Source organism: Achromobacter sp. 1012554356 (genome assembly GCF_059760815.1).
In genome coordinates, this window is sequence record NZ_JCBANC010000063.1 from 26400 (window position 1) to 38250 (window position 11851).

At 65.1% G+C, this 11851-nt stretch carries 11 protein-coding genes; 1 reads left to right on the forward strand and 10 read right to left on the reverse strand.

Annotated features, from left to right (window positions below):
* Positions 1-63: 63 nt before the first annotated feature.
* From AC6LJW_RS24745 to AC6LJW_RS24785, 9 genes are all read right to left on the reverse strand, one after another.
* The gene (locus AC6LJW_RS24745; protein WP_056567743.1) at positions 64-1488 is read right to left on the reverse strand and encodes a 4Fe-4S binding protein; all 1425 of its coding nucleotides are present in this window, start codon (positions 1486-1488) and stop codon (positions 64-66) included.
* A 41-nt stretch (positions 1489-1529) separates the two neighbouring features.
* Entirely contained in the window at positions 1530-2378 is an 849-nt protein-coding gene (locus AC6LJW_RS24750; protein WP_056567746.1) for an FTR1 family iron permease, read from the reverse strand.
* A gap of 14 nt (positions 2379-2392) precedes the next feature.
* Entirely contained in the window at positions 2393-2716 is a 324-nt protein-coding gene (locus tag AC6LJW_RS24755) for a cupredoxin domain-containing protein (protein WP_056569434.1), read from the reverse strand.
* Positions 2717-2748: 32 nt separating this feature from the next.
* The gene (locus AC6LJW_RS24760) at positions 2749-3285 is read right to left on the reverse strand and encodes an iron transporter (protein ID WP_056569437.1); all 537 of its coding nucleotides are present in this window, start codon (positions 3283-3285) and stop codon (positions 2749-2751) included.
* Positions 3286-3507: 222 nt separating this feature from the next.
* Positions 3508-4074 (reverse strand): polyhydroxyalkanoate synthesis repressor PhaR, encoded by a 567-nt coding sequence (gene phaR, locus AC6LJW_RS24765; RefSeq protein ID WP_056567750.1) that lies wholly within the window; start codon positions 4072-4074, stop codon positions 3508-3510.
* Positions 4075-4193: 119 nt separating this feature from the next.
* Entirely contained in the window at positions 4194-4931 is a 738-nt protein-coding gene (locus AC6LJW_RS24770; RefSeq protein ID WP_056567753.1) for a 3-ketoacyl-ACP reductase, read from the reverse strand.
* A gap of 78 nt (positions 4932-5009) precedes the next feature.
* On the reverse strand, positions 5010-6644 hold the full coding sequence (locus AC6LJW_RS24775) for a PHA/PHB synthase family protein (protein WP_498088498.1): 1635 nt from the start codon (positions 6642-6644) through the stop codon (positions 5010-5012).
* 123 nt (positions 6645-6767) lie between these two features.
* Positions 6768-7532: a peptidoglycan editing factor PgeF gene (gene pgeF, locus AC6LJW_RS24780; RefSeq protein ID WP_498088499.1), complete on the reverse strand. Its 765-nt coding sequence runs from the start codon at positions 7530-7532 to the stop codon at positions 6768-6770.
* A complete protein-coding gene (locus tag AC6LJW_RS24785) occupies positions 7520-8518 on the reverse strand; it encodes an RluA family pseudouridine synthase (protein WP_056567762.1) in 999 nt (332 codons plus the stop codon). The genes pgeF and AC6LJW_RS24785 overlap by 13 nt, the downstream gene beginning before the upstream one ends.
* 107 nt (positions 8519-8625) lie before the next feature.
* Here AC6LJW_RS24785 and AC6LJW_RS24790 point away from each other — a divergent pair, with 107 nt between their 5' ends.
* Positions 8626-9414 (forward strand): outer membrane protein assembly factor BamD, encoded by a 789-nt coding sequence (locus AC6LJW_RS24790; protein WP_056567764.1) that lies wholly within the window; start codon positions 8626-8628, stop codon positions 9412-9414.
* Between the two features lie 80 nt (positions 9415-9494).
* Here the strand turns inward: AC6LJW_RS24790 and yoaA are convergent, their stop codons facing one another.
* Positions 9495-11585 (reverse strand): DNA repair helicase YoaA, encoded by a 2091-nt coding sequence (gene yoaA, locus AC6LJW_RS24795; RefSeq protein ID WP_056567766.1) that lies wholly within the window; start codon positions 11583-11585, stop codon positions 9495-9497.
* Between the last annotated feature and the right edge of the window lie 266 nt (positions 11586-11851).

An 11851-nucleotide genomic window follows, 5' to 3' on the forward strand; every position in this document is an offset into this window, starting at 1 on the left:
TCAGGGAATTTGCCGGCGGCGCCGGCGCAGTCCCCAACTGTATCGCAGCGTCCGGGCGGACGCTTACCAGACCGCGAAGAACAGCACCCAGGCAATGCAGAACGGCGCGAGGCCCGCGGCCAGCACGAGACCCGCGCCAACCTTGCGCGCCATGCCGACCGGACGCGCATTCAGCAGTCGCGCGTAAAGACGCAGCGTCCACAACACCGCCAGCGTCAGCAGCGTGAACCGGACCGGCGTCGCCCAGGCCGCCTGCACGCCTTCATGCTTGAGCAGCGTGATGGTGGTGGCGGACAGGCCCAGGAACACGCCGATACCGGCCGACGGAATCAGCGCCTGCGCCAGCTTGTGCAGGCCGGCCCGCCCCCAGCGCGATACCGGTGCATGGGCAGCATGAGAATTCAAGGGCGCCGGCGGCACGGGTGCGGCAGGCGCAATGCGGTCGGCGATCCACAGCGACAGGAACGTTGCGCCGCCCACGCATACCGTGGCGCCGACGACAAAGAGCAAAATGCCGGCGCCGTCCAGCCACGAGAAGCTGTCATTCACGTCGGGGTAGTGGGTCAGGATGAACCACGGCGCGTTGTCCATCAGCGGCCACAGGATGTCGTGCTCGACCAGCCAGGTCGCGGCCCACTGCTTGGCCGTCACGAACCACGGGCTGGCGCTCCAGAGGAACGCGCCGATCGCAATACCCATCAGACCGAAGCACAGCAACGCCGTCTGCCACGGATCGCCGTCGGCCACGTGCACGATCTCTTCTTCGGGCGAGCGGGGTGTCAGTGCAATGGCGCCGCGATAGCCACTGCACCGTCCACAGACGTGGCAGTCGCCAGCGCCCTTCATGTGGCGCAGCGGCACCAGCGGCGCACAGTTGATGGGTTCGATGCGGATGACGGGATGCCGCCACTTTTCCTCGTCGACCTTGAAGTGCCAGGGCGCCAGCTTGGCCAGCAGGTTGAACACGCCATTGACCGGGCACAGATACTTGCACCACACGCGCTTGCTGCGCCCGTAGCGCCAACCGACGATCATGGCCGCCACGGTGGACCCGCCCAGCACCGCCAGCACGGCGAGCGGATATTGATAGACGCTGACGAGCTGGCCGTAGATCGTGGTCAGCGCGAAGGCCACGAACGGCCAGCCGCCCCAGCGCATCCACTTCGGAATGGCACGGCCCTGCCCGCGCTCGCTGGCCCATTCGGTCAGCATGCCTTCCGGGCAAAGCCAGCCGCACCACGCGCGTCCCAGGATCGGCATCGAGATCAGGACGAACGGCCACCACACGCCCCAGAACGCGAACTGCGCCACGACGGTCAGGTTGTTGAACACCGACGCCGCGTTGTCGGGCAGCGGCAGCAGCACGGGCACGATGAGGAGGAACGCGTACAACGCGACAATGCCCCACTGCAGCTTGCGCAACAGCGGGGCATGGTCACGGAGGAAGTCGGCGATGCGGGAGGTTGCCCTCCCGAGTGCAGCAGCCATGGTCAAACCTTAAGAAATTCAGTCCGGAGAAAACACCGGAATCAGGATGCTCCACGGGCTGCGGCCACGGGCGCGGGCCGTCCGCCCGCCCAGCGCAGCAGCGCCCAGACGATGAGCCAGTAAGCCACCCACAACAGCAGCGAGGACAGCGCGGGCAGTGCGCGGTACCCCGCGAAGTCGGCCAGCACCTTGCCAACGCCCGTGCTGTCGCTCAGCAGCCAGGAGCTGTCCCAGACCGGGTCCACGATGGTCGGCAGGACATCCAGGGAAATCAGGTGATCCAGGCCGCCCACCAGCAGCGAGCCGGCCAGAAGCAGCAACAGGATTTCGGTCACGAAGAAGAAGCGGCGCCACGTAATGAGCTTGCCGCCCAACTGCAGCAGCCAGAACGTCAGCAGCGCCACCGCAAAACCGGCCACGCCAGCGACGGCCAGCATCAGCATGTCGCTGCCGCCCTCGCCCGCCGAAACCGTGCCGTACAGAAACACGACGGTCTCGCTGCCTTCGCGGGCGACGGCGATGGCGACCAGCACGAGCAGGCCCCACCAGTTGTCGCTTGCGACGGAGGCGCGCGCCCCGCTTTCGAGTTCGCCCTTGAGCGTGCGGCCGTGCTTCTTCATCCACACGACCATCTGCACCACCAGCGCGCACGCGGCCAGCGACATGATGGCCTGGAACCATTCCTGGCCTTCATCGCTGAGCCAGGACGACACGCCCAGCAGCACCAGCGCCAGCGCCACGGCCAGGGCCAGGCCCGCCGCCACGCCGCCCCACAGGTACGGCAGCCCGCGCTTGCCTTCCGGCGTGGCGCGCAGCCACGTGTACAGGATGCCCACCACGAGCAGTGCTTCGACGCTTTCGCGCCAGACGATGAAAAGTACCTGTTCCATGCTTTGGTGCCGCGTTATTCCTTGGGCTTGACGACCAAGGTGCCTTTCACGCTCTGGTGAAAGTCGTCAAAAAAGGGATACTCGCCGGGACGCGAAATGGTGATGACCACGAAGGACTTCACCCCCGGCCCCAGGACTTTTTCCTTGCGCAGCGGAATGCTTTCGAATTCCACCGGCTCGTTGCTCTCGTTGATGAGTTCAATCTTGAAACGGCCCGCCGGCACTTCCAGCGTGGCCGGTTCGAACGTGCCGTCCGGCTTGAACCGCAAGGTGAACGTGGGCAGTTCGTCCGCCTGCGCGGGCGCCATGCCCGCCGCGCCGGCCAGGCCGATCAGCATTGCGGCAAGAACGCGAAGCAGGCGGCGCACGATCAGTACCCGCCCTTCTTGCCGGTGCCGGCGTAGACGAATTCATACTCCAGGTCGAACGGTTCGAACCATTCGCCCACGCCCGTTTCCTTGTCGACGTGGCGGCCGAAGTGGCTCATCTTGTTCGCGGTCGGCGGCAGGATCGTGTACTTGAGCTTGTATTTGCCCGGGCCTTCGAGCTTCACGTTTTCGCCGTAGTGCGGGCCGTCGTTGGCGACCATCGGCATGAACGTGCCCTTCTGCACGTTCTGGCTGCCGACCTTCTGGATCTCGTAATTCACGACCAAGTACGGCACCCACTCGCCTTCCGGGAAACCGGTCTTGTTGCCGGCCGTGGCGTGGATGTCTGCCTCAAGGTGCACGTCGGAATCCTTGGCCGGACGCATCATGCCGGGCGGGTCCATTTCGATCGGCTGCAGGTACACGGCGCCGATTTCCATGCCACCTTTCTCGACAGGCTTGCCGATGGGGTACTCGGCCGCATGGGCGGCGGATACGCTCAACGCGACAATGGCCAGCGCCAAGGCTTTCTTGATCATGTGCATAATCCTTGAGACACAAATGAAAATAGCGGCTCTCAAAACACAAACAAGAACCGTTTTCATTAATTTAGTGGATTTTGCTGACACAACCCTGAACCTGGCCGCACTAAAAGTGCCAGATCATTGCGTTGGCTCAATCGTCAAAAAGCCGCCTTGGCATGCACCAAGACGGCTTTTTTGCATTGACGCGGACCGTAGCGGCCCTGCGTCCGGCGGTATTTACTTGCGGCCCGCGCCCGGGGTGCTGCCCGGCGTGAACGGGAAGGTCGAGAACATGGCGCGCGTCTGATCCTGCATCTGGTCCTGCATCTGCACGAACAGGTTTTTGCTCTGGTCGATGTAGTTGTTCATCATGTTCTGCAGCATCGGCGTCTGCACATTCATGAACTGGGTCCAGGCTTCCGGTCCGAACTGGCTGCCGTACAGGCCCTTGGACTGCTCGGCCATGCGCTGCTGGATCTCCATGAACGCCTGGATGTTCTTTTCCAGGTACGAGCCCATGATGCCTTGCATGGCGTGGCCGTAGAAACGGATGATCTGCGACAGCATGTTCGAAGAGAACATGGGCATGCCGCCGCTCTCCTCTTCAAGAATGATCTGCAGGAGGATGCTGCGCGTCAGGTCTTCGCCGCTCTTGGCGTCGACGACCTGGAATTCCTCATTCGCCAGGACCAGTTGCTTGACATCTGCCAGGGTGATGTAGGTGCTGGTCCGGGTGTCGTATAAGCGACGGTTGGGGTATTTTTTAATCAGGCGCAGGCTGGCGCCGGTTTGTGCTTGCGTCATGGTTGTCCCCGGATCGGGCGATCTCTTTAGGCTTCGAATAATGTGAGTGTAATGCTGTACGGCCCTATGCCCGAAGCCGTACAGCGCGAGTGGGCCGCCGCGGGGCGGCCCACGTCACGTCAACCCATGTGCAGGCCGCCGTTCAGCGAGAAATCCGCGCCGGTCGAAAAGCCGGATTCATCGGACGCCAGCCATGATGTCATGGACGCGATTTCCTCAGGTGTGCCCAGGCGGCGCACCGGAATCGTGGCGACGATCTTCTCCAGCACGTCCGGCCTGATGGCACGGACCATGTCGGTGCCGATGTAGCCCGGCGAAATCGTGTTGACGGTCACGCCCTTGCTGGCCACTTCCTGCGCCAGCGCCATCGTGAATCCGTGGATGCCGGCCTTTGCCGTGGAGTAGTTGGTCTGGCCGAACTGCCCTTTCTGGCCGTTGACCGAACTGATGTTGATGATGCGCCCCCACTGGCGCTCGACCATGCCGTCGATGACCTGCTTGGTCACATTGAACAAGCTGTTCAGGTTGGTATCGATGACCGCGCGCCAATCGTCGGCGGTCATCTTGCGGAACAGCCCGTCACGCGTGATGCCCGCGTTGTTGACCAGCACGTCCACCGGCCCGAGGTCTGCCGTAACCCTTTCGAATGCGGCAACGGTGGAGTCCCAATCGGACACGTTTCCAACCGACGCGTAGAACGTGAAACCCTGCGCGGCCTGCTCATCCAGCCATTGCTGGTAGTTGCGGCTGGGGCCGCAACCTGCCACCACGCGAAAGCCATCCTTGGCCAAGCGCTGGCAAATAGAGGTGCCGATCCCGCCCATCCCGCCTGTTACGTAAGCCAGTTTTCCGCTCATTGGACTTCCTCCTGTGTGCGACGGACGCCTCGTTGATTAAACATCTTCCTGCCGGCGATCGGACCGCAATGCGCGGTATCAGGCCGCCCGGACCTTTACATATCTGCCAGGGGCCGGCTCGATCGGCCGGTACTTGGCATTGCCTGTCTTTGTCCTCGCCTTGACCTCTTTGCCTGAATGGCCAGCCAGCCAGCCGGTCCAGTCGGGCCACCAGCTTCCGGGGTGTTCCACGGCCTGCGCGAACCACGTGTTGGGGTCGCCGGGCAACGGCTGGCTTTCCTGTTCCAGCGCATCGGCCACCCAATAGCTGCGGCGCTTCTTGGCGGGCGGATTCACCACGCCCGCGATGTGGCCGGAGGCGCCCAGCACGAAACGCTGCGGTCCGCGCAGTACCTGCGTGGACGCATAGGCCGACACCCAGGGCACGATATGGTCTTCGCGCGAACCGAAGATATAGGCCGGCATGCGCAGCCGCGTCAGGTCCAGCGGCAAGCCGGCGGCCTGCGCGCGGCCCGGCACCTTGAGATTGTTCTCCAGGTAGGTATTGCGGAAGTACCAGGAAAAGAAAGGCCCAGGCAGATTGGTGCTGTCGCCGTTCCAGAACAGCAGGTCAAAGGCCGGGGGCTTTTGTCCCTTGAGGTAATTGCCGACCACGTAGTTCCAGACCAGCTCATTGGGGCGCAGGAACGAGAACGTGGTGGCCAGATCGCGGCCCGGCATCAGGCCGCCGTTGCCCAGTTGATGGTCGCGCATGAGCGCGTGAGTCTCGTCGACAAAGACGTTCAAGACGCCGGTATCGTGAAAATCGAGCATCGAGGTGAGCAGCGTCAGCGCGGCTACGGGATGCTCGCCGCGCGCTTCGGCCAGCGCCAGCGCCGCGCCCAGCATCGTGCCGCCCACGCAGAAGCCCAATGCATTGACCTGCGGTTGCTTCGTGATGTCGCTGGCCACGCGCAGCGCCTGCAGCACCGCGTCGTCAAGGTAGTCGGACCAGGTGGCGCGGTCGACGCCATCGGTATCGGCGGCAACCGGATTGCGCCAGGAAATCAGGAAGACCGTGTAGCCCTGCCCGACCGCGTGACGCACGAACGAGTTCTCGGGTTGCAGATCCAGGATGTAGAACTTGTTGATGTTCGGCGGCACGATGACCAGCGGCCGTTCGTGCACGGTGCCGGTCGACGGCGCGTACTGGATGAGCTGGAACAGCGGGTTCTCGAACACCACGTCGCCGGGAGTCGTGGCCACGTTGCGGCCGATCTCGAATTGGGACTCGTCGGTCTGCGTGATGCGGCCCTTCTGCACGTCGCCCAACAGGTTCGCCAGGCCTTCGTTCAGCGCGCGGCCCGCGCTTTCGACGATGGACTGCTGCGCGTCGGGATTCAGCGCCAGGAAGTTGGACGGCGACAGCGCGTCTACCCACTGCATGATCGAGAATCGAAGGCGGTCTCGCATGGGCTCGCTGACCTGCGCGGCATCGACCATGCGCTGCATGGCGCGGGCGGACAGCAGATAGGTATGCGCCAGCAACAGGTGCGACGCGTTCGCCGCCCAGGCATCACCCGAGAACCGGCGATCGGACGGCGGCGCCAGCATGCCGCGCTGGGCATCGTCGCAAAGGCGTTGCCATTCGCGCGCGAACTCTGCCTGGATGTCAGCCAGGACTTCCGGTGCCACGCTCACCGGAATGGGACCTGCGGAGAGATTGGCATTCACTTCGACACCTTGTTATCGAGACTTCGCGATTGATGTTGCATTCCGGGTTCAGGGCTGTCAATGCGGGTATACAAGGAGGCTGCTACCGCGGGACGCAAGGCCGGCGCCGGCCTTTGCGCAGCGTCAAACCGGGTGCAGCCAGGCCAGCATTGCCATGCGTCCCGTCACGCCGTCGCGGCGGTACGAAAAGTACCGTTCCTTGCGCGTCACCGTGCATTCCCCGCTGAGGGACACCTCTTGTACCCCGGCGCGCCGCAACCGGAAATCAGCCAATCCGGCGAGGTCAGCCAGCCACTTGCCGGCGGTGCCGGAACGCGCCGTGAAAAAGCGCGCCGTCGCCGGATCGTCCGCGGTAAAGGCGTCGAGCACGTCCTGACCCACCTCGAACTGCTCCGGACCGATGCCGGGCCCAACCCACGCACGCCATCCGGTCGCGTGAGGCGCCTTGGCGCGCATGGCGTCCAGCGTGTGCTCCAGCACCCCGCCCGACAAGCCGCGCCAGCCGGCGTGCGCCGTGCCCAGCACCTTGCCCTCGGCGTCGGCGATGACCACCGGCAGGCAATCGGCCACCATGATGGCCAGGACGCGCCCGGGCTGCGCCGTGACGCTGGCATCCACTGCAGGCTCGGCGGGCACATCGGACGCGTCCGCGTCCACGACCTCGCTGCCATGCACCTGGCGCAGCCACAGGGGCTCGGCGGGGACCGCCGCGCGTACGCGGCGCCGGTTCTCGGCCACGGCCTCGGGGTTGTCCTCGGCCCGCAGGCCAAGATTGAGGGTGTCATGCGGCGCCACGCCGACGCCACCGGCGCGGGTCGTGCAGAAGTAGCCGACGCCATGCCAGTCGGGTCCCGTCACGACGGGCAGGCCTGCGATCAGACGTTCCATGCGATGCTCTCCTGGACCTGCGCCATGTCGGCAGGCACCGGCGCGTCGAACTGGACGTCGCCCTTGCCTCCGGGATCGTCGAAATGCAGCGCACGGGCGTGCAGCATCTGGCGCTGCGCTCCGGCGATATTCTTGCCGCCGTAGATCGTGTCGGCCAGCAGCGGATGCCCCAGGCTGGCCATGTGCACGCGGATCTGGTGGGTGCGCCCGGTTTCCAGGCGGCACACCACTTCGGTGACGCGGCCACCGGGGTCCACGGAGCCGCGGCGGGCCGGCGCGTAATTGGTGATGGCCGGCTTGGGCGCGACGGGCCGCTCGACGCTCATGCGCACCGGCACGCGCGGATCGCGGCCGATGGCGCGGTCGACCTTGCCCGCGGCGGCCACCCAGCCGTGCGCCAGGGCCACGTATTCGCGGCCCATGCTGCGCGCCTGAAGCTGGCGCACGAGATGGGTCTGGGCGATGTCGTTGCGGGCGACGACCATCAGGCCGGAGGTGTCCTTGTCCAGCCGGTGCACGATGCCGGCGCGGGCAACCTGCGCCAGTTCCGGGTAGCGATGCAGCAAGCCATTGAGCAGCGTGCCGCTCCAGTTGCCGGCGCCCGGGTGGGTGACCAGGCCCGCCGGCTTGTTGACGACGATCCAGTCGGGGCTTTCGGCAACCACGCCGAACTCGACGGGCTCGGGCGTGAATGCCTGCGCATCGGGCGCGGGCTGCGCCCAGATGGTGAGTTCGTCGCCGGGGCCGACCGTCTGCCGGATCTTGCCCGGCGACCCGTTGACCAGGACGTTGCCGGATTCGATCCAGCCTTGCAGGCGATTGCGGGAATGGTCGGGCAAGAGACCCGCCAGAACCTTGTCGAGCCGGTCGGCGCGCGTGGCGGACGGCACGGTTACAAGTTGTGGCTCGGGGCGGCCGGATTCGTCGAGATTTTCGTCGGCGCTGTCGTCGGAAACAAGATCTGCGCGGGCGGCTGTATCAGACATGGAGACAAATCATATAATCAGCCTGCCATGCTAACACCAAGGATACGATTCTCGTGATTCACCACCCTGCAGCTCCCTCGAACCCCGCATCCCGCAGCGGGTCGGTTTTGCGCGTGGTTATCGCGCTTTTCACCGTCCTTGTCATCGCCGGTTGCAGCGGGGCGGACAGCAAGTTCGACAAGACCACCAACTGGAGCGCAGAACAACTCTACGCGGACGCCAAGGCTGAAATGGCGTCGGGCGGCTGGAAAGAAGCGCGCGAGCGCCTGACCGCCATCGAAAGCCGCTACCCGTTCGGCGTCTACGCGCAACAGGCGCTGCTGGAGCTGGCCTACGTCAACTGGAAAGACGGCGAAAACGAACAGGCGCTCGCTGCCATCGACCGCTTCCAGCAGCTCTACCCCAACCACCCCGGCACCGATTACGCGCTCTACCTGAAGGGCCTGATCAACTTCACGCCGGCCAGCGCCTTCATGAGCAACCTCACCGGCCAGGATCCGGCCGAGCGCGACCCCAAGGGTCTGCGCGCGTCCTATGACGCCTTCACCGAGCTGATCAAGCGCTTCCCGGAAAGCAAGTACAGCGTCGACGCTGAAAAGCGCGTGGCGTGGCTGGTCAACACCATTGCCATGAACGAAGTCCACGTCGCCCGCTATTACTACGAGCGCGGCGCCTACGTGGCCGCCGCCAACCGCGCGCAGACCGTCATCACCGACTTCGAGGGCGCCCCCGCCACCGAAGAGGCGCTCTACCTGATGGTTCAGTCGTACGACAAACTGAACATGACCGACCTGAAGAACGACGCCCAGCGCGTCTACGACAAGAACTTTCCGAACAGCGCGTTCCGGACCCAGGGCCTGAAGGCCGACAAGAGCTGGTGGAATCCCTTCAACTGATTCCGCCCGCATGGGAAACAAAAAGCCCTTCAGATTTCTGAAGGGCTTTTTTTCGTCTGCTGGGCGCGCGATGTGCCGTGTTAAGCGTCGTCCGGTCCGCGCTTGCGCCGGTAGAAGGCCAGCACCTCTTCCAGCTCGCGCGTGCGCGCAAACGGCGGCAGGCCGCGCCAAAGACGCTTGCCGTACGGTTTTTCCACGAGCCGCGCGTCGCCCACCATCAGCACGCCCCAATCGGATTCGGTGCGGATCAGCCGGCCGGCGCCCTGCTTGAGCGAGATGGCGGCTTCCGGCAGCTGGTACTCCGCAAATGGATTGCCGCCTTGCGCACGGCAGGCACGCAGGCGGGCCTCGATGACCGGATCGTCGGGCGGCGCGAAGGGCAGCTTGTCGATCGCCACCAGCGTCAGCACATCGCCCGGCAGGTCGATGCCTTCCCAGAAGCTGGCGCTGCCCACCAGCACCGGATGCTTGAGCTTGCAGAAGCGATCGAGCAGATCGCGGCGAGTGCCCTCGCCCTGCTTGAGCAGCGGCCAGTCATGTCCCGCGTCGTCAAAGGCATCGGCCAGCAGATTGGCGACCTTGTCCACGGCGCGCAGCGTCGTACAGAGCACCAGGGTGCCGCCGGGGCTGGCCTCCAGTAGCGGCAGCAATGTCTGAACGAAGCGATCCAGGAACTGCGGCGATTGGGGCTCTGGCATGCCGCGCGGCACGAACAGCAGCGCCTGTTCGGGGTAGTCGAATGGAGACTCCCATTTGCCGGTGCGCGCGGTATCCAGGCCCAGCTGGCTGGTGAAGTGCGTGAATTCGCCGTTTATCGACAGCGTCGCCGAGGTCATGATCCAGGCCTGGCCGGGCTTGCGGAACTTGGAGAACGCCTGCGCCACGGACAGCGGCGCCGAATGCAGCCGCACGTGATGCAGGCCGTGCTCGACCCAGCGCACGGCCGGCCCCGTCCATTGTTCGGCCAGCGCGGCGCCTTCGAGCAACGCCGCGGGCGTGGACGGACCGTCGCCCAACGGGCTTTGCACGGGGGCCTGATCGTCGCGGCCCCAGCCCTCGTCGTCGTGCGCGCCGCTGCTGCGGCCGGGCGTTGCCCAGCGCTTGAGCTTGACCGAAATCTCCGCGCCCATGCGCGCGGCCGCGAGCAGGTCGGGATGTTTTTCGGCGACCGCGCCTAGCGCCTTGGTGGCGCTGTCCACGGATTCACGCAGCGACAAGAGCGCTTCGTCGAATTCTTCGGGGTTGGGGATGGCCTCGAACGTGGCCTTGCGGCCCGGCATCTTGTCCAGCGGTGCACAGACCAGCCGCAATTCGCGCGCGGCGGTTTCCAGGTGACGGCTGACGTCGCTCCATTTGGCGGCTTCGCGCGCATAGGCGAGCCCCGCGACTTCCAGCGCGCGGCCAAAGTCCATCAGTTGGTGCGTGGACACGCTGTTGCCCAGAAAGCGCGTGGCGGTGTCGGGCAGTTGATGGGCTTCGTCGAAGATGACCGTGTCGGCTTCAGGCAGCAGGTCGGTGACGCCTTCTTCGCGCAGCATCAGGTCTGCCATGAAGAGCGCGTGATTGACGACGACGACGTCGGCTTCCTGGGCCTGACGGCGTGCCTTGACGACGAAGCAGTCGCGGATGCGCGGGCATTCCTGGCCCAGGCAGTTTTCGCGCGTGGACGTGACGCGTTGCCAGATGTCGGCGTCTTCCGGCACCTGCGCCAGGTCGCCGCGGTCGCCCGTTTTGGAGATGCCCGCGAACACCTGGATCTGGCGCAGCTGCTGGATTTCGGAGCGGGACTTCAGGGCGCGCTCGTCGCCCTGCAGGCGTTCGAGATGGTAGTGGCACACGTAGTTGCCGCGGCCCTTGAGCAGCGCGGCCGTGACAGGCGCGGCCAGGGCGGCGCGCACGCGCGGCAGATCGCGGGCGAAAAGCTGATCCTGCAGGGTGCGCGTGCCGGTGGAAATGAGCACCTTGCCGCCCTGGATGAAGGCGGGTACAAGATAGGCCCAGGTCTTGCCGATGCCGGTGCCGGCTTCGGCCACCAGCGTGGCGCGGTCCTGGATGGCCTGGCCGATGGCCTGCGACAGTTCCACTTGCGATGGACGCGGCTTGTAGCCGGGCAAGGCCGTGGCCAGCGGCCCGTCCTCGTCAAAGAATTCGGATATGTCCAGGTCCAGCATTACAGCAGCCTAATGTAGGGCCCCAAATGATACCCGCTGACGCGCCGTTTTCCTGCTTGCGGCCTGCCGCAACGCCCCTGGCAGAGGGACGGATCAGTCCCTTGCGCCACGTTCCGTAATAACGGCTTATGGCACAATCCGCCCCTCGTTTTCCCTTTTTGCCGTCGTATAGAGATGTCTGAAACTTCCACTATCACGAACGTCGCCACCGGCGTCGACAACGCCCGCATCGTCGCCCAGCTCGCCACCGCGCTGGGCGCCCGCGC

Coding starts and splice junctions, on each gene's coding strand:
- AC6LJW_RS24750 (WP_056567746.1), bottom strand. CDS start 2,378: ATGGAACAGGTACTTTTCATCGTCTGGCGCGAAAGCGTCGAAGCACTG.
- yoaA (WP_056567766.1), bottom strand. CDS start 11,585: ATGCTGGACCTGGACATATCCGAATTCTTTGACGAGGACGGGCCGCTG.
- phaR (WP_056567750.1), bottom strand. CDS start 4,074: ATGACGCAAGCACAAACCGGCGCCAGCCTGCGCCTGATTAAAAAATAC.
- AC6LJW_RS24755 (WP_056569434.1), bottom strand. CDS start 2,716: ATGCTGATCGGCCTGGCCGGCGCGGCGGGCATGGCGCCCGCGCAGGCG.
- AC6LJW_RS24745 (WP_056567743.1), bottom strand. CDS start 1,488: ATGGCTGCTGCACTCGGGAGGGCAACCTCCCGCATCGCCGACTTCCTC.
- AC6LJW_RS24785 (WP_056567762.1), bottom strand. CDS start 8,518: ATGTCTGATACAGCCGCCCGCGCAGATCTTGTTTCCGACGACAGCGCC.
- pgeF (WP_498088499.1), bottom strand. CDS start 7,532: ATGGAACGTCTGATCGCAGGCCTGCCCGTCGTGACGGGACCCGACTGG.
- AC6LJW_RS24770 (WP_056567753.1), bottom strand. CDS start 4,931: ATGAGCGGAAAACTGGCTTACGTAACAGGCGGGATGGGCGGGATCGGC.
- AC6LJW_RS24760 (WP_056569437.1), bottom strand. CDS start 3,285: ATGATCAAGAAAGCCTTGGCGCTGGCCATTGTCGCGTTGAGCGTATCC.